The organism is Geodermatophilus sp. SYSU D00663, from assembly GCF_054050655.1.
This window is the reverse complement of the sequence record NZ_JBJGZT010000002.1, coordinates 206,225-226,858: the sequence shown is the minus strand read 5'-3', so window position 1 is coordinate 226,858 and position 20,634 is coordinate 206,225. Positions and strand designations below refer to the sequence as shown.

At 70.7% G+C, this 20,634-nt stretch carries 19 protein-coding genes; 7 read left to right on the top strand and 12 right to left on the bottom strand.

Annotated features, from left to right (window positions below):
• Positions 1 to 671 precede the first annotated feature (671 nt).
• The 3 genes from ACI79Z_RS02545 to ACI79Z_RS02535 are packed head-to-tail and all read right to left on the bottom strand — an operon-like array spanning position 672 to position 3,932.
• Entirely contained in the window at positions 672 to 1,541 is an 870-nt protein-coding gene (locus ACI79Z_RS02545) for a hypothetical protein (protein ID WP_456901600.1), read from the bottom strand.
• 43 nt (positions 1,542 to 1,584) lie between these two features.
• On the bottom strand, positions 1,585 to 2,607 hold the full coding sequence (gene galE / locus ACI79Z_RS02540; protein ID WP_456901599.1) for a UDP-glucose 4-epimerase GalE: 1,023 nt from the start codon (positions 2,605 to 2,607) through the stop codon (positions 1,585 to 1,587).
• 5 nt (positions 2,608 to 2,612) lie between these two features.
• On the bottom strand, positions 2,613 to 3,932 hold the full coding sequence (locus tag ACI79Z_RS02535) for a UDP-glucose dehydrogenase family protein (RefSeq protein ID WP_456901598.1): 1,320 nt from the start codon (positions 3,930 to 3,932) through the stop codon (positions 2,613 to 2,615).
• A 120-nt stretch (positions 3,933 to 4,052) separates the two neighbouring features.
• Here ACI79Z_RS02535 and cysC point away from each other — a divergent pair, with 120 nt between their 5' ends.
• Positions 4,053 to 5,087, top strand: coding sequence for an adenylyl-sulfate kinase (gene cysC, locus ACI79Z_RS02530; protein WP_456901597.1), 1,035 nt, complete (start codon positions 4,053 to 4,055; stop codon positions 5,085 to 5,087).
• Here the strand turns inward: cysC and ACI79Z_RS02525 are convergent.
• Together ACI79Z_RS02525 and rfbB are read right to left on the bottom strand one after the other, a co-directional pair.
• The gene (locus ACI79Z_RS02525) at positions 5,071 to 5,913 is read right to left on the bottom strand and encodes an SDR family oxidoreductase (RefSeq protein ID WP_456901596.1); all 843 of its coding nucleotides are present in this window, start codon (positions 5,911 to 5,913) and stop codon (positions 5,071 to 5,073) included. The genes cysC and ACI79Z_RS02525 overlap by 17 nt on opposite strands.
• Positions 5,910 to 6,905: a dTDP-glucose 4,6-dehydratase gene (rfbB, locus tag ACI79Z_RS02520; RefSeq protein ID WP_456901595.1), complete on the bottom strand. Its 996-nt coding sequence runs from the start codon at positions 6,903 to 6,905 to the stop codon at positions 5,910 to 5,912. The genes ACI79Z_RS02525 and rfbB overlap by 4 nt, the downstream gene beginning before the upstream one ends.
• 706 nt (positions 6,906 to 7,611) lie before the next feature.
• Here rfbB and ACI79Z_RS02515 point away from each other — a divergent pair.
• On the top strand, positions 7,612 to 8,694 hold the full coding sequence (locus tag ACI79Z_RS02515; RefSeq protein ID WP_456901594.1) for an LCP family protein: 1,083 nt from the start codon (positions 7,612 to 7,614) through the stop codon (positions 8,692 to 8,694).
• Between the two features lie 163 nt (positions 8,695 to 8,857).
• Positions 8,858 to 9,058, top strand: coding sequence for a hypothetical protein (locus ACI79Z_RS02510; protein WP_456901593.1), 201 nt, complete (start codon positions 8,858 to 8,860; stop codon positions 9,056 to 9,058).
• On the opposite strand, the gene ACI79Z_RS02505 is transcribed toward ACI79Z_RS02510, so the two are convergent.
• Complete coding sequence (locus ACI79Z_RS02505; RefSeq protein ID WP_456901592.1) at positions 9,052 to 10,431, bottom strand: sugar transferase; 1,380 nt, start codon at positions 10,429 to 10,431, stop codon at positions 9,052 to 9,054. The genes ACI79Z_RS02510 and ACI79Z_RS02505 overlap by 7 nt on opposite strands.
• A 599-nt stretch (positions 10,432 to 11,030) precedes the next feature.
• Between ACI79Z_RS02505 and ACI79Z_RS02500 the strand changes: the two genes are divergently transcribed.
• Together ACI79Z_RS02500 and ACI79Z_RS02495 are read left to right on the top strand one after the other, a co-directional pair.
• The gene (locus ACI79Z_RS02500) at positions 11,031 to 12,413 is read left to right on the top strand and encodes a sugar transferase (protein WP_456901591.1); all 1,383 of its coding nucleotides are present in this window, start codon (positions 11,031 to 11,033) and stop codon (positions 12,411 to 12,413) included.
• 338 nt (positions 12,414 to 12,751) lie between these two features.
• Positions 12,752 to 13,357: an arsenate reductase/protein-tyrosine-phosphatase family protein gene (locus ACI79Z_RS02495; RefSeq protein ID WP_456901590.1), complete on the top strand. Its 606-nt coding sequence runs from the start codon at positions 12,752 to 12,754 to the stop codon at positions 13,355 to 13,357.
• 264 nt (positions 13,358 to 13,621) lie between these two features.
• On the opposite strand, the gene ACI79Z_RS02490 is transcribed toward ACI79Z_RS02495, so the two are convergent.
• From ACI79Z_RS02490 to gmd, 4 genes are all read right to left on the bottom strand, one after another.
• Entirely contained in the window at positions 13,622 to 14,305 is a 684-nt protein-coding gene (locus tag ACI79Z_RS02490) for an arsenate reductase/protein-tyrosine-phosphatase family protein (protein ID WP_456901638.1), read from the bottom strand.
• 208 nt (positions 14,306 to 14,513) lie between these two features.
• Positions 14,514 to 14,795 carry a DUF4916 domain-containing protein gene (locus ACI79Z_RS02485; RefSeq protein ID WP_456901589.1) on the bottom strand — a complete coding sequence of 94 codons (282 nt, stop codon included), beginning with the start codon at positions 14,793 to 14,795 and terminating at the stop codon, positions 14,514 to 14,516.
• 11 nt (positions 14,796 to 14,806) lie between these two features.
• Complete coding sequence (locus ACI79Z_RS02480) at positions 14,807 to 14,968, bottom strand: hypothetical protein (RefSeq protein WP_456901588.1); 162 nt, start codon at positions 14,966 to 14,968, stop codon at positions 14,807 to 14,809.
• 8 nt (positions 14,969 to 14,976) lie between these two features.
• Positions 14,977 to 15,990 (bottom strand): GDP-mannose 4,6-dehydratase, encoded by a 1,014-nt coding sequence (gene gmd / locus ACI79Z_RS02475; protein WP_456901587.1) that lies wholly within the window; start codon positions 15,988 to 15,990, stop codon positions 14,977 to 14,979.
• An 87-nt stretch (positions 15,991 to 16,077) separates the two neighbouring features.
• Between gmd and ACI79Z_RS02470 the strand changes: the two genes are divergently transcribed.
• Positions 16,078 to 17,043 carry a GDP-L-fucose synthase family protein gene (locus ACI79Z_RS02470; protein WP_456901586.1) on the top strand — a complete coding sequence of 322 codons (966 nt, stop codon included), beginning with the start codon at positions 16,078 to 16,080 and terminating at the stop codon, positions 17,041 to 17,043.
• Positions 17,044 to 17,152: 109 nt separating this feature from the next.
• On the opposite strand, the gene ACI79Z_RS02465 is transcribed toward ACI79Z_RS02470, so the two are convergent.
• Together ACI79Z_RS02465 and ACI79Z_RS02460 are read right to left on the bottom strand one after the other, a co-directional pair.
• A complete protein-coding gene (locus ACI79Z_RS02465) occupies positions 17,153 to 18,556 on the bottom strand; it encodes a polysaccharide biosynthesis tyrosine autokinase (protein ID WP_456901585.1) in 1,404 nt (467 codons plus the stop codon).
• Positions 18,557 to 18,690: 134 nt separating this feature from the next.
• Positions 18,691 to 19,230, bottom strand: a complete 540-nt coding sequence (locus ACI79Z_RS02460; RefSeq protein WP_456901639.1) for a hypothetical protein — start codon at positions 19,228 to 19,230, stop codon at positions 18,691 to 18,693.
• On the opposite strand from ACI79Z_RS02460, the gene ACI79Z_RS02455 reads away from it, so the two are divergent.
• Positions 19,130 to 20,578 carry a glycosyltransferase family 4 protein gene (locus tag ACI79Z_RS02455; protein WP_456901584.1) on the top strand — a complete coding sequence of 483 codons (1,449 nt, stop codon included), beginning with the start codon at positions 19,130 to 19,132 and terminating at the stop codon, positions 20,576 to 20,578. The genes ACI79Z_RS02460 and ACI79Z_RS02455 overlap by 101 nt on opposite strands.
• The last annotated feature ends 56 nt before the right edge of the window (positions 20,579 to 20,634 follow it).

The window sequence follows — 20,634 nt, the reverse complement described above, 5'->3', positions numbered from 1 at the left end:
GGCAGCGAGCACCGGGCCCGCGGACACCCCGGAGGCGACCTTCCCCGGCAGATCGTCCGGCGTCCATCAGATCGAGCGACGGCCTTCCGACCCACCAGGCGTGTCTCACTCTCCGTAGCGGTCTCCCTCTCCTGGGGAGTGGGTCATCCGCCCGGCATGCGCCGCAGGTTCACCCGGGAGAGGGAACGCTCACCCTCGACCGCGGCGGAACCACCGGTGACGCCGGTAGGTACGGCAGTCGCACAGCGCGCAGTCGCTGCCCCGGCGGTGGTGCTCGTGTGCCGTCCGCCCGTGACCGCAGGTGCAGGGCAGGCCCGTCGGGGTTGGCGGCTCCTCGACGGCACGCAGGTGACGCCGCGTCACGGACCCGGCGTCGTCTGGGGGCAGGCCGCGCGGACTCGGCAGTGGTCCCTCACCCGGAGCATGCACCGCGCGCCCTTCCGACGCCCCCCGCAGCAGTGGCGTCCTGGTGAGCCCAGATGGTACGGCGGCGAACGCCCTGCGCAACCCGCTGATGCGCGGGCTCGCGCAGCCGGCGTGGCCAGGAGCCGTCGGGTGCACGCTGCGTCACGCCGACGTCGCCGACCGGGTGGAGCTCCCGGTCCTCCCCACGGGCCGGTCGTCGGGCGCCCGGTGCTGGCCGGGCCGTCCAGGGGGCCGAGCTCCGGGTCTCAGTCCTGCGGGGCGGGCACCCGCTGGGCGGGCGCCTCGAGCGACAGCGCGTCGTCGCGGCGGCGCAGCCAGGCCGCCGGCAGCACCAGCCGCGGCGCGACACCGACGAGCACCGCGACCAGCACGGCGACGGCGGACAGCGCCTCGCCGGACTCCTCGACGAACGTCGCCATGGCGGACCACTGGGCGCCGACCCATCCCGAGACGGCGGACAGCCCTACCGAGGCGACGGCGTACAGGCAGAGGGTGGTCAGCACGCGGCGCCGGTCGCGGCGCTCGGCGCGGCTGATGAACGCGAGGACGGCGAGGACCGCCCCGGCGAGCAGCACGCTCACGACGACGGCGCCCACCGGCGAGACGACCGAGGACAGCGCCTGCATGCCGGTGACGTGCACGGTGCTGCCGGCCTTGACCACCGCGATCCCGCCGGCCACCGCGCCGACGGCCAGCCACCAGGTGCGGCGGCCGGGGTTGCGCGCCGCGCCCGCGACCGCGGCGAGGGAGGCGGCGGCGAAGAGGGCGGCCACGTACATGCGCGGCAGCGAGTACGGGGCGTCCATGGACAGCACCCGGGACACCTGGCCGGTCGTGCCCTGCAGGCGCAGCGCGTAGCCGACCGCCTCGAGCGCCACGGCGAGGGCGGCCAGGCCGACCCCGACCGGCGGCAGCGGCACGCGCCGGCGGGCCGGGCGGACGGCGGCCCGCGCGGCGGCCGGGGAGCCGCCGAGCGCCGCGGTGGTCAGCGGCTCCCCGACCCCGGTGCCCGGCGAGCGGCGGTCGGCCAGCCGGATGCCCCGGCCCAGGACGACGCCGAGCGCGACGGCGACGACCACCCACGCGGCGAGCCCGCCGACGATCCACGTCCACACGTGCGTGACATCGGCAGGTCCGGGCCCGGACGTGACAGTCCGGTCACACCACGGGGGCGGGTGGGACGGGTGCGCTCACCCGGACGGATGAGACGTCGCGGATGCTCGTCCAGCCCTCCCAGGCCGAGGAGACCATGTCCCGGACGTCGTGCCGCGCCGTCCAGCCCAGTGCCGCCCGGATCCGGTCGGCCGAGGCGACCACCCGGGCCGGGTCACCGGCGCGCGGCGGGACGACGACCGGCTCGGACCACGCCTCCCCCGCCGTACCGGTGACCTCGCGGATGACCCCCACCATCTCCCGGACCGAGACGCCCTCGCCGCGGCCGACGTTGGCCGTCAGCGCGGTCACCCGGCCCTCGGCGAGGCCGCGGGCGGCGGCCACGTGGGCGGTGGCGGTGTCGGCGACGTGCACGAAGTCGCGGATGCAGGTGCCGTCCGGGGTGTCGTACGTGTCGCCGAAGACGAGCGGGGGCTGCCCGTCCTGGAGCCGCTGGAAGACCATCGGGACCAGGTTGGAGACACCGCGGTCGGTGAGCGCGGGCGCCGCCGTGCCGGCGACGTTGAAGTAGCGCAGGCTCGCGTAGCGGAGGCCGGTGGTGGCCGCGACGTCGGCGACCATCCGCTCGCCGACCAGCTTCGTCGCCCCGTAGGGGTTCACCGGGCGGCAGTCGGTGTCCTCGCCGACGAGGTCGACGTCGGGCATGCCGTAGACGGCGGCGCTCGAGGAGAAGAGGAACCGGTCGATGCCGGCGCCGGTCGCCTCCTCGAGCAGCACGCGCAGGCCCTCGACGTTCTCGCGGTAGTAGTGCAGCGGGCGGCGGACGGACTCCTCGACCTGCTTCTTGGCCGCCACGTGCACGACGCCGGTGACGCCGTGCTCCCGCAGCGTGCGGGCGACGAGCGGCCCGTCGAGGACGCTGCCGACGACGAGGGGGACGCCGGGGACGCGGTCGGCGTCGCCGGTGGAGAGGTCGTCGAGCACGACCACCCGCTCCCCCGCCGCACGCATGGCGAGGACCACGTGCGCACCGATGTAGCCGGCCCCGCCGGTCACGAGCCAGGTCACGGCTGCTAGCCGGCGCGGCGGCCCAGGGCGCGGTAGGTCCAGCCGGCGGCGGTCCACGCCTCGCGGTCGAGGGCGTTGCGGCCGTCGAGCACCCGCCTGCTCCCCACGACCTCCCCGAAGGCGACCGGGTCGAGCTCGCGGTACTGGCGCCACTCGGTGAGCACCAGGACGGCGTCGGCGCCGGCGGCGGCCTCCTCCGGCGAGGCGGCGTAGTCCAGGTGCGGCCACTCGCGGCGGCTGTTGTCGATCGCCGCCGGGTCGGTCACGCACACCAACGCACCCTGCAGCTGCAGCTGGGCGGCGACGTTGAGCGCCGGGGAGTCGCGGATGTCGTCGCTGTCGGGCTTGAACGCCGCGCCCAGCACGGCCACCTTCTTGCCGAGCAGGGAGCCGTCGAGGACCTCGCGGGCCAGCTCCACCATGCGGATGCGGCGGCGCATGTTGATGTTATCGACCTCGCGCAGGAACGTCAGTGCCTGGTCGGCGCCGAGCTCGCCGGCGCGGGCCATGAAGGCCCGGATGTCCTTGGGCAGGCACCCGCCGCCGAAGCCGAGGCCGGCGTTGAGGAACTTGCGCCCGATCCGGTCGTCGTAACCGATCGCGTCGGCCAGCAGCTTCACGTCCGCACCGGTGGCCTCGCACAGCTCGGCCATCGCGTTGATGAAGCTGATCTTCGTCGCCAGGAAGCTGTTGGCGGCGGTCTTCACCATCTCGGCGGTGGCGTAGTCGGTGGTGACCCTGGGTGTGCCGCGGGCGACGATCTGCGCGTAGACCTCGTCGAGCAGCCGCTCGGCGGTCTCCCCGTCGCCGTCGGCGGGCAGGCCGTAGACCAGCCGGTCGGGGTGCAGGGTGTCGCGGACGGCGAAGCCCTCCCGGAGGAACTCCGGGTTCCACGCCAGGAGCACCCCGGGCACCTTCTCGCCGAACAGAGCGGCGAGCTCGGTCGCGGTGCCCACGGGGACGGTCGACTTGCCCACCACGAGGTCGCCCGGCTGCACCACCTGCAGCAGCGACTCCGCGGCCGCCTGCACGAACCGCAGGTCCGCGGCGTACTCGCCGTGGCGCTGCGGCGTGCCCACGCAGACGAAGTGGACCCGGGCGCCGGCCGCGTCGGCAACGTCGGTGCTGAAGCTCAGCCGTCCCGACTCGAGCGCATGGCCCAGCAGCTGCTCGAAGTCCGGCTCGTAGAACGGGGCCCGTCCGGCACACAGCGCCGCGATCTTCCGCTCGTCGACGTCGATCCCGACCACCTCGTGGCCGAGCTCCACCATCGAGGCCGCGTGCACCGCGCCGAGGTAGCCGCAGCCGATGACCGAGATCCGCACCGCCGCCTCCTCACGCTCCGGACACTTAGCTTCCGAAGTGCACCACGGAGAGCCTGGTCGCGCCCGTCGGGACGAGAGGAGCCACCGTCCGGGCGAGGACGGACCCGGCAGGATGGCGCCATGCCCGACGCCCGTGCCCGGCTCGACGACGCCCAGGTCGCCGCGGTGGCCCGCTATCGCGCGGGCCTCGCCCCGCGCCCCGACCTACCGCCTGCGGAGGAGTACGAGGACGCGCAGGGCGTGCTGGTCGCGACGGCGGCCGACGGCGACCTGACCGTCGTCGAGGTGCCGCGCTGGGAGCCGCCGTCGGCGGTGGCCGAGCGGCTGCACGACGAGGGCTGGACCGACACCGTGGCCTGGGTGGGCCTGCCGCCGGACGACGTCGCGGAGCTGCCGCAGCGGCTGCTCGCGCTGGTGCCGGCGGCCGGCCTGCCCCCCGACTCCGCGGCGCTGTCGTCCGCCGCTGCCGCCTGGGCGGCCGTCTGCGAGGGCGGTCGGGACGTGATCGTGGTGCCGGTGCCGGTCACCCCGGACGCGCCGGAGGCCGGGCCGGAGGAGCTCGCCGCCGCCCACGGCGCCTCGCTCCTCGGCAGCCGCCCGTGGTCGGGGACGGCGCGCACGAGCGGCACGGTGGTGTTCTGCACCGGCCTGTCCGGGGCCGGGAAGTCGACGATCGCCGCGCGGCTGGTGGAGCTGCTCATCGAGGCCGGCCGCACCGTGACGCTCCTGGACGGCGACGAGGTGCGACACCACCTCTCCGCCGGGCTCGGGTTCTCCAAGGCCGACCGGGACACCAACGTCCGGCGGATCGGCTGGGTGGCCGCGCAGATCGCCAAGCACGGCGGCATCGCCGTCTGCGCGCCGATCGCGCCGTACGCGGAGGTGCGCGCGGACGTCCGGCGCGAGGTCGAGGCGCAGGCCGGCCCGGGCAGCTTCGTCCTCGTGCACGTGGCGACCTCCCTGGCCGACTGCGAGGCCCGCGACCGCAAGGGCCTGTACGCCCGGGCGCGGCGCGGCGAGATCCCCGCCTTCACCGGCATCAGCGACCCCTACGAGACCCCCACCGACGCCGAGGTCACCGTGGAGACCGCCGGGCGCGACGTCGACGAGTGCGCCCGGCAGGTGCTCGCGGCGGTGCTCAGTACAGCGACGTGAGGTAGGACCCGACGGCGGTGCGCCAGTCGCGTGGCCGGAAGCCGGTCGCCTCCAGCCGGGTCAGGTCCAGCACGCTGTTGAGCGGCCGCGGCGCGAGGCCGGGCTGGTCGGCCGTGTACTCGGCGGTGCTCACCCGCCGGACGTCGTGCGGGTCACGGCCTCGGGCGGCGAACACGACCTCTGCCACATCGGCCCACGACGCCGGCTCGCCCCCGCAGGTGACGTTGTAGGTGCCCGTCGCCCCGCGGTCGACGAGGTGCGCGACGGCGTCGGCGAGGTCGTCGGCGAGCGTGGGCCGGCCGATCTGGTCGGCGACGACGGACGGGCTGATGCCCCGGTCGGCGAGGCCAGCCATCGTCCGCACGAAGTTCCGCCCCTCCCCCACCACCCAGGTGGTGCGCAGCAGCAGGTGCCGGTCGAGCGCGGTGACGAACGCGTCGCCGTCGGCCTTGCTCCGCCCGTAGACGCTCAGCGGGTGGACCGGCGCGTCCTCCGGGATCGGCCCCGGGTGCCCGCCGTCGAAGACGTACTCGGTGGAGAAGTGCACGAGCAGGAACCCCTGAGTGCGCGCCGCCTCCGCCAGGGCGCCGGCGCCGTCGACGTTGACCGCCCGCACCGCGGCGAGGTTCGCCGGGTCCTCCGCGGCGTCGACGGCGGTCCAGGCGGCGGCGTTGACGACCACGTCGACGCCGGACCAGTCGTGCTCCGCGACGGCCGCGGGGTCGCCGACGTCGAGGCCGGCCCGGGTCAGCGCGACCGCCCCGGGGAACCGGCGGGTCAGTGCCCGGCCGACCTGCCCACCGGCGCCGAGGACGACCGTCGTCACTGGCCGCGGGCGGCGTAGGCCGCCTCCACGCGCTCCTTCTGCGGACCCCACCAGTCCTCGTTGTCCCGGTACCACTGGATCGTCGCGGCCAGTCCGTCGCGGAAGTCGGTGTAGCGCGGCCGCCAGCCCAGCTCCTCGCGCAGCTCGGTGGCGTCGATGGCGTAGCGCAGGTCGTGCCCGGCCCGGTCGGGAACCGAGTCGAAGGCGTCGGCCGGCTGGCCCATCAGCTCGAGGATCGTGGCGAGGACGGTGCGGTTGTCCACCTCGCCGTCGGCGCCGATGAGGTAGGTGCGGCCGATCCGGCCGCGCTCCAGGATCTCGTGGACGGCGGCGTTGTGGTCGTCGACGTGGATCCAGTCGCGCACGTTGTGGCCGGCGCCGTAGAGCCGCGGCCGGCGGCCGGCGAGCACGTTGGTGATCTGCCGCGGGATGAACTTCTCGACGTGCTGGTAGGGCCCGTAGTTGTTCGAGCAGTTGGAGATCGTCGCCTGCACGCCGTAGGAGCGCACCCACGCGCGCACCAGCAGGTCGGAGGCTGCCTTCGTGGACGAGTAGGGGCTCGACGGGTTGTACGGCGTCTCGGGGGTGAACTTCGCCGGGTCGTCGAGCTCGAGGTCGCCGTAGACCTCGTCGGTGGAGACGTGGTGGAACCGGGCGCCGTGTCGGCGCACCGCCTCGAGCAGCGTGTACGTGCCGACCACGTTGGTCTGCAGGAACGGCGCCGGGTCGGCCAGCGAGTTGTCGTTGTGGCTCTCGGCGGCGAAGTGGACGACGGCGTCGCTGTCGCGGACCAGGTCGTCGACGAGGGCGGCGTCGGTGATCGACCCGTGCACGAAGCCGATCGCGTCCTTCACCCCGGCCAGCGAGGCCTCGTTGCCCGCGTAGGTGAGGGCGTCGAGGACGGTGACGTCGTACTGCGGGAAGCGCTCGACGGTCTGGTGGACGAAGTTGGCGCCGATGAAGCCGGCGCCACCGGTCACGAGCAGACGCACGGGTGGTCCTCCTGCGGTGGGCGTGGTGACTGCCGCCCTCGAGGCGGCGGGACCATCCTGTCCCGCGTACCGGCCCCCGCAGCCGCGCGGACCGTCTCCTGACGCCCCTGCGAGGGAGGGATGAGCCGGTGAGCGACCCGGCCACCGTAACGCCGGTCTGCCCTGCCGGTGGTCGGCTCTTAGGGCGCGACGGGTCCGTGGTGCCTGTGCGACCACGGGGGCGGCTGGGGCGCGGACCACGTCCTGGCGACACCGGTCGAGGACCGTTTCGGCAGCTCGTGCCCGCGCGGCAGGGCCGGCCGGACACCTCCGGGCCGACGGCCGTCTGAGCGACGGGCCCGCCCGTCCGGCGCCTCCTCCCGGTCGGCCGGCCAGCGGAACCGACACCTGACGAACCTCAGGGACCGGGGCGTACCGCGCCGCAGCGGCAGGCGTAGAGGCTGGCGCCGCTGAACGCGTCCTCGCCGACCCAGCGGAACCGGTGCCACAGGCACCGCCGTCGTCCCGCAGCAGTGTCAGCGGGACGCCACTCCCCCGGACGAGCGGGGCCAGACAGTGCCGACACGCGTCCATGGTGCCTCACCGTGGTGGCAGCCGACACGGTCACCCAGCGCAGGGCGGTCTCACCCTGCAGGGGTGGGACGAGACCACCGATCAGCCGATCGGCACCTAACCTCGGGACAACTGCCAGTCCACGGGGGTCACTGTGAGCGACGACGAGGCACGCGCCGGATCCACGCTGGTCGCCGACGCGCCCACCACCGGCGAACGGCCTCCCCGCCGAGGGCGGGGCCTGCGGCGACTCCTCCTGGCGCTCGGCGTCCTCGTCACCGTCCTGGTCGTGCTGGTCGGCGGCGGCCTCTGGTACCTGACCGACCGCTACGCCGGGAACATCGACCGGGTCAGCGACGTCTTCGCCGACCTCGACGAAGGAGCACGGCCCGCTCCTGCGACGCCGGCAGAACAGGCCTCCGCGGCACCGGTCACCTTCCTGCTGGTCGGGAGCGACACCCGGGCGTCGGCCGGTGCGGGCATCGCCGAGGGCGGCCGCTCGGACGCCATCATGCTCGCCCGGTTCTCCGGCGACCGGCAGCACGCGCAACTGGTCTCCATCCCCCGCGACTCGTGGGTGGACGTCCCCGGCCACGGGATGAACAAGATCAATGCGGCGTACGCCTTCGGCGGTCCGTCGCTGCTCGTCCAGACCGTGGAACAGCTCACCGACGTCCGCATCGACCACTACGTGGCCATCGACTTCGAAGGGATCATCGAGGTCACCGACGCACTGGGCGGCGTCGACGTCGTCGTCGCCGAGACCACCAGCAACGGGCCGTACACCTTCCCCGCCGGGGTCAACCACCTCGACGGCGACCAGGTCCGCTGGTACCTCGGACAGCGCTACGGCCTGGCAGGCGGTGACTTCGACCGGGTCCGTCGCCAGCAGCAGTACCTCGAGGCGATGTTCTCGCAGCTGTTCACGTCCGACACCTTCACCGACCCCGGCCGACTCGACGCCGCGCTGCTCGCAGTGACCAGCGCCGTCAGCGTCGACGAGTCCCTGGGCAACGGCGACCTGCTGTCCCTGGCGTACTCCCTGCGCGGCCTGCGGCCGGAGAACGTGGACTCGTTCACGGCCCCGGTGCTCGGCACCGGGATGGAGGGCCCGGCGAGCGTGGTCTACCTCGACGAGGTCACGGGAGGGCGCATGTGGGCCTACCTGCGCAACGACTCCCTGTCGCAGAACGCCGACGAGTTCGCTACCCAGGCACTGCCCGACGTCCCCCGCTGACGCGACTCGCCCCGAGCGGGGTCCCTGCCGCTCGACGGTCCAGCGGCAGCCCCTCGGCCGCGTGCCCGGTTCACCGAGGTGCCCGTGGTGCGACTGCTGCACGGTTGGACCACCACGTCGGACACCGCAGCCCCATGGGTCCCGTGCTGCGCGGACACCTCACGTGTCCACGGTCGAGGACCCCGCGGGCCACGAGTATCCCGTCGTGGCTTTCCTCCTCGGCTCGACCTGGCTGGCACTCCACGTGTTCGTCGCCGAGCACGGGCACGTCCTCATGGCTGCCGCGCTCTGCGGTGTCACGCCCGCACACGGCCTGCTGCGCCGCACGGCCACGGGACGGCCTTCGGTCGCTCCGGCTCAGTAGGCGCCGGAGCCCCGGAGGACCGCTCCGACGGTCTTGCACAGGATCATGGCGTCGAAGGCCAGGGACCAGTTCTCCACGTAGCGCACGTCGATGCGCACCGAGTCGTCCCACGAGAGGTCGGAGCGCCCGCTGACCTGCCACAGGCCGGTGAGGCCCGGCTTCACCAGGAACCGGCGGTGCATGTCGGAGCCGTACTGCTCGACCTCTCGCTGCAGCGGTGGACGGGGACCCACCAACGACATGTCGCCCTTGAGCACGTTGACCAACTGCGGGAGCTCGTCGATCGAGTACCGGCGCAGCACACGCCCGACCCGGGTGACGCGCGGGTCGGCCTTCTTCTTGAAGAGGACCCCGTTGCCGTCGGTCTCGGCGGCGAGCGCGTCCACCATCCGGTCTGCGTCGACCACCATGCTGCGGAACTTGATCATCCGGAACGGCGCTCCGTCCCGCCCCACCCGCTCCTGCCGGTAGAAGACGGGACCGCGACTCGTCGCCTTGACGGCGACCGCCACGCCCAGCAGGAGCGGCAGGAGCAACAGGAGGCCGAGAGCGGCACTGGTGCGGTCGAACGCCTCCTTGGCCAGCCGGCGGACACCCTTGAGCTCGGGGCGCTCCATGTGCAGCAACGGCAGACCACTGACCGGCCGGATGCGCACCCGCGATCCGACGATCTCCGTGACGGCGGGCGCGAGCAGCAGCTCGGCCGGCGTGTCCTCGAGCTCCCAGCCCAGCCGGCGCAGCGCGGGCCCGTCGAGCTCCGGGCAGGGCAGCACGGCGACCGTGTCGACCTCGTACTCGCGCACCACCGCCGCCACCTCGTCCAGGCCACCGAGCACCGGGAGCCCGTTGAAGGCGTCCATCACGTCGTCGTGGCCGGCCGGCAGGCAGCAGCCGACCACCTTGAGCCCGTGGTGGGCCTCGCGGTCGATCTGCTCGTCGAGTGCCCCCACGGCGCTCCGGTGGCCGACCAGGAGAGTCGTCTGCAGGTGCCTGCCGCGGCCGCGCTCTCGGCGCAGCCACTGTCGGTGAGCCACGCGCACGGCGAGCGTCAGGACGGTGGCGAGGGGCAGGGCGACGACGACGAAGCCCCTGGCGACGTCGATCTCCAGTCCCCAGGACACCGTGGCGACCGCGGCGAGGAGGAGGACCGCCGTGTCGAACACGCGACGGAACTCGTCAGGGCCGATCCAGAGGAAGCGCTCCTCGTAGGCGCGGCCGACGAGCATCGCCAGGACCCACACGAACGGGAGGGCGAGCGCGAACCCGACCGAGGCGTGGGTCGCCTCGCTGTGGTCCGGGCCGAAGCGGATGAGGTAGCCGGCACCCCCGGCCGCCGCAGCCGCGAGGGCGTCCAGGACGAGCGTGCGCCGCACGTAGGCCCGACGCCAGGCACGCCGGGCGAGAGTGCCGTCGCCACGCAGCCGCCCGGCGAAGCGGGACCAGCCTGCCCCGACCGACCCTGCCGGGTGACGGACGACCTCGTCACGCACGTCGACCAAGGACATGGCTGACCCCCGTACAGCGCTGGTGTTCGCGGACCGTCAGAGGCGAAAGAGCGCACGGTCCGCGGCAGGAAGAGCTTATCGATTTCACCCAACCGAATGAAGCACAACGTGATGCATATCACGGTCGTCCAGGGGGAGCCGGGTCCGCCCGTCGAGAACTGCCACGAGGCCCTACAAACGGCACGAAGACGTATCGCCACGGTGATGACGCTCTGACCTGGCGCTACTTCCGCTCTCCCCAGGTGGTGCGCCCCCGATCCCCGTGGCGCAATGGCACGGCGCGGGTGTTCAGCCTCTGATGCCCGCGGTCCACGGGGACAACGGGGAGTGAGGCCATGTCCGCCACGAGCACCCACAGCTCGAGACGATCGCCCTCCACACCGCCATCGCGAGACGGCTGGGAGCTCTTCGCTCCTGGCATCCGGGGGGAGGGAACCGCGGCCCGGCGGGCGTGGCGCCGTCGGTACGTGTGGCGCACCGCGGCGCTCGACGCCGCCCTCGCCGCACTGGCCGGTCTGGTGGGCTATTGGTTGTGGTTCGAGGCGTTCGCCGCGGACGACCCGCGGCCGCCTCTCTGGCAGGCGCTGCTCGTCCCGGTCGTGTGGACGCCGGCAATGCTCTTGGCTCGCACCTACGAGGAGCGGTTCCTCTGGATCGGCGTCGAGGAGTACCGCAGGGTGCTCGACGCCGCCGTGGCCGTGCTCGCCGTCGTCGCGACGGTGTCGTGGGGCCTCCAGCTGGAGGTGGCGCGCGGTCTCGTCGTCCTGACGCTGCCTCTCGCCACGTTGTTCACGCTGTTGGGACGGGTGGCCCACCGCCACTGGCTGCGCAGGGAACGGCAACAAGGTCAGTACCTGCAGACGACCATCCTGGTGGGGGCCCGCGAGCCCGTCGCGGCGCTCGACGAGCAGCTGCAGCGGTCCCCTCACCAGGGTTACCGGGTCATCGGGTGCTGTCTGCCGGTCGCCGAGCAGTCCCGGGGAATCGATGCGTTCAACGGCCTGCCCGTGCTCGGCGGGGTCGCGGACGTCGCCGATGTCGTCAAGCGGTTCGAGGTGGACACGGTCGCCGTGCTGCCTGGCCCCGACATCCACGGTGCCGTCCTCCGGCGGCTGGGCTGGCAGCTGGAGGACACCGAGGCCGAACTGCTGCTGGCTCCCGCGGTCACCGACGTGGTGGGGCCCCGGGTGCACATCCGCCCGGTCGCCGGCCTCCCCTTGCTCCACATGGAGCGCCCGGAGCTGACCGGCGTCCGCAGGTTCACCAAGGAGCTCGTGGACCGTTCGGCGGCCGCCATCGGACTGCTGGTCCTGGCGCCGGCGCTGCTGGCGATCGCGGTGGCGGTGCGCCTGGACAGCCGAGGGCCCGTGCTCTTCCGTCAGGAGCGGATCGGCCGGTGCGGCGAGACGTTCACCATGCTCAAGTTCCGCAGCATGGTGCAGGACGCGCCGCGGCTGGTCGAGCAGCTCGCCGCGGCGAACGAGGGCAACGGAGTCCTCTTCAAGATGAAGGCGGACCCGCGCGTCACCAGCGTCGGGCGCGTGCTCCGGCGTTATTCGTTCGACGAACTGCCTCAGTTGATCAACGTGCTCCGTGGGGACATGTCCCTGGTCGGCCCACGTCCACCGCTGGCCAAGGAGGTCGAGCAGTACGGAGCCGACATGCACCGCCGGTTCCTGGTCAAGCCGGGTCTCACCGGTCTCTGGCAGGTCAGCGGTCGCTCCGACCTCTCCTGGGACGACTCGGTGCGCATCGACGTCCGCTACGTCGAGAACTGGTCGTTGGCTCTCGACCTGATGATCCTCTGGAAAACGGTGGGCGCCGTCCTCCGTGGCTCCGGCGCCTACTGAACCTCCGAGTGGCGCATCCTTCTCTTTCGGGTGCGCCGAGGACACCACACCTCCCTGCTCGCCGTACGAGCGCGACACTCGGGTGCTGCTCAGGACGCTGAATCCGCATTCCGTGTAGGACTCGGGTCGTTCGTCGTATCGGCTACCCAACGGCGACGTGAACGCTGCCCTTGACCGGGTATCACTGCTCAATACATTGATTACTCCCTGAAACACGGCAGTCATCCACCGGTCAGCCTGTCCTTACGGGGGGTCGCCACTCCTGTCAGGATCACTCACTGGGGTTGAGTCTGTCCGAGGATCGTCCTGTTGCGGACGAAGCCCCTTACGGTGGAAAAGTGCAGGTCCTCTTCGTGTGCACCGGCAATCTCTGTCGTTCACCGCTGGCCGAAAGGCTCGCCGCTGCTTGGACGGCCGACAGTAGCGACGCAAACTCGTCATCCGGTGGCATTCACTTCAGGAGCGCAGGCGTCCTCGCCTCCCCCAGACTTCCCATGCACGTCGACAGCGCCCGGGCGTTACGACGACTCGGAGGTGACCCGGAGGACTTCCGCAGCCAGCGGCTCACCGCGGAAGTCGCAGCACGGGCCGACCTCGTGCTCACGATGACAAGGGACCATCGTCGAGAAGTGCTCCGTCTCAACCCGAAGGGGCTGCGACGCACGTTCACCCTTAAAGAGGCCTCCGACTTGATCAAGCACGCAGACCTCGATGATCTCTGGCGCTCCCAGACAGCTCGTCGGGCCACCGAGCTCGGTGGACGCCTGCATGCTGCGCGGTCATGGCGTGCCACGACCTCCGCCGACGACATCGCGGACCCAATTGGACGGCGCCCAGCCGTGCACGACGAGGTGGCAGCCGCGATCGCAGAGACCTTGCGTCCGGTGCTGGCCGCCCTCTGCGAAGGTGCGCGTCCAAGAGCCGCGACTTCGGGTCTCCTCTGACGCGTCAGTGCGTGCGAGCGACGCCGGCCTTCAGCACCGAGCGCTGCTGAACGCCGGCCAGGGAGCCACGTGCTCGTCAGTGCACGAGGACGGCGGCCCCTCGCCACTGCGACACGCGACTGAGCTGGGCCAGTCGAAGGCTGCACAACACGGGCCCTCGCCCGCAAGGAGCGCTGCCGGTCCCATCAGTTCCCACTCCTGCTCCACCTGCGGATCGAGCCGGCACGGGGCTCGTTGCAGTACGCGGCATGAGTCGGCGGCGTCTCACCGGGGCGCATGACCATGGCCTCGACGGAGACGCCGGAACCGAGCGAGCAGGCTGTCTTCAATCAGGGGCCCTGCGCTCCCACGATCCCGTTCCGTCGAGAAGGCCCTGGAGGTCCGCCGACCAGCTACGTGGGCGAGATGGCCTAGTAGTGGCAGGAGCGCCGCGGCGATCTGCTCTCCGACCTGTTGGTGGAACTCCACAGGACGGCCGATCGGGTCGGGTACGTCCCCGGCGGCCCCTCGACGCAGTGGGCGAGACGTCGCGAGACGCCCCCCCAGATGCGTCTGCTGCCCGGCGTCCGAAAGTGCGGGGCTGAGGATGACCGCACCCTTGGACACCAGATCAGCAGCCTCCAGCAGAGTGAAGGTGCGCCCGGACGCGCTGGGCACGAGCCGCCGGACGGCATTGCGATGAACGCGGGTGAGACCCAGCACGAGGTCTGCCTGCGTGATCATGTCGGCCCGCAACTGCTGAGCGACGAACCTGGAGGGATCCCCGCCAAACCCCCTCAGCACCAGCGCAGTGGCCGGGTGCATCGCGGATCCCACCACTGCCTGCGTGCCCGCGCTCACAAGCCGGACCGGGTGCCCCCCCTTCCCGAACTCACCCTCCAGGTAGGCACGCCCGAGGCGTTCGGCGAAGGCCGAGCGACAGATGTTCCCGGTACAGACCAGCAGCACAGTCAAGTCCGGCTCCGGGGACTGGGACTGGGACACGACTCAGGTGAGCATCTCGGTTCCCGACGACTGCGCCGGGTCTGGCGGAGAGGTCGGCACCGTACCGTCCCCTCCGTCCCTCATGGCACCCTGCACGGTGAGCAACGTCCCCGGCCACAGAGCGTCCGTCTGCTGGGGTACGGCGGGGGACCACCAACGAAATCCGCGGGCTTCACTCCTCACGCCACCGACCCGCCCCTCCCTTAGCTCGACCAGATGACCGAGGGCGACAGCGTGTTGACGGGGGGTCGTGTCCGTGCGGCAGACCGTCCGGGATCATCGCCTCATTCGGGAACCACTGCACCACATGGGTTGGTTGAGGCTCCGTCGGCAGAGCGATCTCCACATCCGACAACGTCTCATGCAGATGCCGCAGCAGGGCGGTCCGGAGGGACTCTCCCTGCCGGACCCTGCCTCCGTGCTGGCACCACACGGGTCGGTCCCCGCCCGGCATGTCCCGCAAGATCAACCGACCTCGCGCTTCTGGTCGTCCACGACCCCGACAGGAACGGGATCGACGCACACGATGGGGACCAACGCCCGCACGAGAACGAGGGTCTCGTCCTTGAGGAAGCCACCCACGACCGACAGCCGGCGGTCCTCGTCGGACGCAGGGGGCTCTCCCACGCCCGACGTCAACTGTCGATACGCACTCGCCTGCCGGACAGCTCGTCGTCCAGCAACTTGACGTCCGCGTCCACCATGATGCGGACGAGTTCTGGCGTCTTCACCTGAGGCACCCAACCCAACTCTCGCTCCGCCTTCGAGTAGTCACCGATGAGGGCGTCGACTTCCGTCGGCCGCTCGTACCGCTCGTCGTGCTCGACGTACTTCTCCCAGTCCAGTTCCGCGTGTTCGAAGGCCATCCGCACGAAGTCCTTGACCGAGTAAGCCGTGCCGGTCGCCAGGACGAAGTCCTGCGGGGTGGAGTGCTGCAGCATCCGCCACATGCCCTCGACGTACTCCGGCGCATAACCCCAGTCGCGAACCGCGTCCAGATTCCCCATGTACAGCTTGTCCTGCAGCCCTGCCTTGATCCGCGCTACTGCCCGCGTCACCTTGCGAGTTACGAACGTGTTGCCGCGTCGAGGCGACTCGTGGTTGAAGAGGATCCCGTTCACTGCGAACAGGTCGTACGCCTCGCGATAGTTCCGCGTGACCCAGTAGGCGTACACCTTCGCCGCGCCGTAGGGGCTCCGGGGGTAGAACGGCGTCTCCTCGCCCTGTGGCGGGGGCGTGGCGCCGAACATCTCGGACGAGGAAGCCTGGTAGATCTTGGTCCGCACCCGTGCGGCTCGAACAGCCTCCAGCAACCGCATGGCTGCCAGCCCGGTGATGTCGCCGGTGAACACCGGCTGGTCGAAGGAGACGCGCACGTGCGACTGTGCACCGAGGTTGTACACCTCGTCCGGGTTGACCTCACGGAGCAAGTTGATGAGCGTGACGCCGTCATTGAGGTCGCCGAAGTGCAGGAACAGACGCCGATTGGAGGCATGGGGGTCCTGGTAGATCTCGTCCAGCCGCTCCGTGTTGAACGAACTGGAACGGCGCACGATCCCGTGCACCTCGTATCCCTTGCTCAGCAGCAGCTCAGCCAGGTAGGACCCGTCCTGGCCCGTGATACCGGTGATCAACGCCGACTTGGCCATTGCGCCCCCGTGCAGTCGCTGGCGACCCAGCCGCTCCGGGTCGCCTGCGGTTAGCCTAGAGGCCACGCTAAGACGGGGAGAAATCAAGTGAGTCTGTCACCACTCGACCGCGATGCACGCACCTACGTCGCGGGGCACCGGGGTCTGGTCGGTAGCGCCGTCCTGCGACACCTGCAGAGCCTGGGCTTCTCGGATCTGGTGACGCGGACGTCGTCGGAGCTGGACCTGCGCGACACCCGAGCCGTGGAGAGCTTCTTTGCGGAGCAGCGGCCCGCGACGGTCATCGTCGCGGCAGCGAAGGTGGGCGGCATCCTCGCCAACAACACGTATCCCGCCGACTTCTTGTCGGACAACCTGCGCATCCAGGTCAACGTCTTGGATGCCGCGGCGAGACACGGCGCCACGAAACTGCTGTTCCTCGGTTCGAGCTGCATCTATCCGAAGTTCGCTAAGCAACCGATCCGCGAGGACTCCCTGCTCACGGGGGCACTGGAGCCGACGAACGACGCCTACGCGATCGCAAAGATCGCCGGGATCATGCAGGTGCAAGCACTCCGCCGTCAGTACGGGGTCCACTACATCTCCGCGATGCCCACCAATCTCTACGGTCCGGGGGACAACTTCGACCCCGTGAACTCCCACGTCCTCCCAGGGCTCATCCGCCGTTTCGACGAGGCCGCTCGCACGGGCGCTCCATCGGTGACCGTGTGGGGTACCGGCACACCGCGCCGTGAGTTCCTGCACGTCGATGACCTCGCCCGAGCGTGCGTCCACCTGCTCGAGAACTACGACGAGCCGGAGACCATCAACGTGGGAGTGGGCGAGGACATCTCGATCCGCGACCTCGCCGGCCTCGTCGCTGACATCGTCGGCTATGAGGGCGAACTGCACTTCGACAGCAGCAAGCCGGATGGCACGCCCCGGAAACTGCTCGACGTCAGTCGCATCAAGTCACTGGGGTGGGAACCCCGGATCAGCCTGCGTGAAGGCCTGACCAGTACGTATGCCTGGTACCGGGAGCGTGTGGCGACTGGGGAGCTGTTCCGCGCCTAACGAGTCGACCATCGTCGGCAAGTGGAACCGTGCCTGCGGCGAGCCGGCCTAGAGGTCGAGGGGTGCTCGGACCTTTCCCACTGTGCTTCCTGAGCCGTTGACGCCTGCCTCAAGCATCCGGGGCATGGCGGCCAGGCTTCTCCGGCGGGAAGTCGACGGCGTCAGCGGCGTAGCTGACGTCCGTCCCATAGGCCGAGGCCAGCTCCGCCTTCGGCGGGACGAGGTTCAGCACGAGCCCCAGGGTCTTCGCACCGACCCGCTGGAGGGTCGCTTGCGCCTGCCTCACCTGCTGCTTGTGGGTCTTGCCGTAGCGGATGGCGAGCACGGTGCCATCGACGATCACCGCCAAGTTCGTGGCGTCTGCCACAGGGAGCAACGGCGGCGCATCGATGACGACGAAGTCGTTCTTCACGCGCAGGTCCTCGATGAGGGAGACCATGCGAGACGATGCCAGCAACTGGCTCGGGTTGGGTGGCGGCGGGCCACTTCCCACCACCGATAGTCGGCCGTCGCCGTAGGACTGCTGCACGTCCTGAAGTTCTGCCGAACCGGAGAGGATGTTGGTCAGGCCCACACCACCGACCATCCCGAGGTAGCGAGTGACCCGCGGGCGTCGGAGATCCGCCTCGACCAGGACGACCTGACGTCCGGCCTCCGCCAAGCTCAGCGCGAGATTGACCGCGAGGGTGGTCTTCCCCTCGGCGGGCATCGCGCTCGAAATCATGATGACCCGTGGTGGCTGGTCGACGTCCAGATATTGCAGGTTGGCGCCGAGTTGACGGTACGCCTCCACCGTTCCAGTGCCCGCACCACGGGTGTACAGATGCGCTCGCTGCAGGGCCGAGTCGCGCAGCGTCATGCCGATCACGGGCGCGTTCCCCAGCGCGGCGGCCTCATCCGCATCCCGCACAGTTCGATCGAGCCGCACGCGCAGGACGGCACATGCCGCCCCGATGACCAAGCCGAGGATCGCGCCGAGCACGACATTTCGGAACGTTCGGGGGTAGGCGGGGGTGGATGGCACCTCAGGTGCGTCGACGACGGTGACCCTGACCGGTGACGTCGACGCGCCTGCAGGCGTCTCCAGCCGACTCACCAACTGCCCGAACTGCGTCCCGATGGCGGCCGCGATGTCCCGGGCTCTGGTCGGCGAGGGATCGGTCACCGTGACGTCGAGCAGGACGGTCTCCGGCACGGGAGACGCGGTGATCTCTCGCGCCACGTCTGTTGGAGACAGGTCCAGCTGCAACTGGTCAACCACTGCGCCGGCCAACTCTTCGCCTTGCAGGAGTTGTGCGTACGACGCCACTCGCTCCTGCGAGAACTGTCCACCCTGGTAAGCGTCCGAGGACGACGCAGCGGAGGTCGTCGACACGAAGAGCTGGGTCTGTGCCGAGTACAGCGGGGCTTGCAGGAGACCCACGCCGAGCGCGATCGCGCATCCCAGGAGGAGTCCTAGCGCGGGAAACCACCACCCGGACCGGAGCGCCGCAGCCAGCTCCCTGAGCTCCACTACCTGACCCCCTTGCGGTCACTCACAGCGCGTCGTACGTGGTCGAAGACGCAGTATGCGGCCGGAAGCGTCGAGACCGGCTTCGACCGAAGAGCGCGATCGAGCCGAGCCGCATCCTCGCACTCCCCGATCCCTCACTGGAAACGCGGGCCGAGGACCTCGGGAGGTGGCGCGCCGAAGACCATTCCGTCTGGCACATCCGTGGACACGACCGTCCCCGGTTTGACGAGAGCGGAGATGCCGATACGGCATCCCCCGGTGATGATGCACCGGGCGGTGACCCATGCGCCGTCCGCGATCTCCACCGGCCTCGTCAGGAGCGCCATGTCCCGACGGTGGGCATGCGAACCTGTCGTGATGAAGGTCCCCTGCGAGACGACGACGTCTGCCCCGATCCGCAACTGGTCCTGGTTGTGCAGCCAGACGTCCTCTCCGATCCAGCTGCGATCCCCTACTTCCAGCTTCCATGGGAAGCGGACCCGCAAGCGCGGACGGAGGATCACTCCCTGACCGATCCGCGCCCCGAAGGCTCGGAGTGCAGCACGGCGCACGGTGGAACTAATCTGCCACGGATTGGTCACGAGCAACAACTCAACGAGTCCCCACAGGTACACCTTGTACCGGGAGACGTCCCAGGACTCGCCGGCCCCCGGCGCTAGAGAAAGGTCGATCACTCGTGGACGTGACACGCGGCGAGGATACGGTCGCGGAACACCCGGTGCTGGTCACCGACCTGGGTGGGTTTGCTTGAGCCCCCTCCAGCCGACGGCTACCGAGGCTGTCCACGCCCGCGTCACCATCGTCGGCCTGAACTACGCCCCGGAGACCACGGGCATTGCGCCCTACACCACCGGATTGGCCCGACATCTCGCGCGAGGGGAGTACGCGGTCACCGCGATCACCGGCTATCCGCATTACCCGGAATGGGAAGTACGGACCGACTTCCGGGCCCCGCACGCACCAGGGGACGACGTCGGTGTACACCTCGTGCGAGTGCGACATCCGGTGCCACGAAATCCTGGCGGTCTGTCGAGGATCTGGATGGAGCTCGTCTTCGCGTTTCGGACGCTGCTACCGCTCCTCCGGTCACGACCGGACGTCGTGGTCGTCGTCTGTCCTGCGCTCCTGTCCGTTCTGCCGGCGCTGCTCCTGAGGCCGTTCCTCCGGTACCGCATCGGTGTCGTGGTGCAGGACCTGTACGGAGCCGCCTTGACAGAGACCGGACTCATGGGCTCCACGGTCGGCCGCCTCGCAGCCCTGGGCGAACGACTCCTGTTGCGCTCCGTCGACAGCGTGGTCGTGATCCACGACGTCTTCGCGAGGCGGCTGGGCCGAGAGGGCATCCCCGCCCACCGCATCCACGTGATACCGAACTGGTCCCACGTCACCGTGCCCGACGGCAGCGACCGGGAGGCGACACGTCGTCGACTCGGATGGCGATCGTCGGACTTCGTCGCCCTGCACGCCGGCAACATGGGAGTGAAACAGGGACTCGAGGGTCTGATCGCTGTTGCTCGCCTCGCCCACAGTCGGGGCAGTCGCGTTCACTTCGTCCTCCTCGGCGACGGGTCCCAACGGGCACAGCTCCTCGACCAGGCATCAGGCACAGGGAACCTGACCTTCCTCGCGCCGCTACCTGCCGGCGAGTTCGAGGAGGCTCTGTCGGCTGCGGACTGCTTGGTCCTGCACGAAAAGCCCGGCGTCCTGGAGATGTCTGTCCCCAGCAAGCTCACGACCTACTTCGCTGCGGCCCGGCCGGTGGTAGCAGCGACCCACCCGCAATCCGGCGCGGCCGCACTGGTGACAGCAGCGGAGGCCGGCCTCGTGGTCACTGCAGGTGAGCCCACACAGATCCTCGACGCGGTGGAGTACCTGGCTGAGCACCCGGAGGAGGCGGACAGGTACGCCGAGAACGGACACGAGTACGCCGAGGAGCAACTGAGCGGGGGCGCATCGTTGGCCGCCTACGACGCATGGCTCGCAGACCTCCGTGGGCGCCGCAGCGGGGACACAAAGCGGTGAGGGAGAGGCACGGCCATGCATGGCGATCGCCGGCGGACGGTCCTGCTGACGTCGGC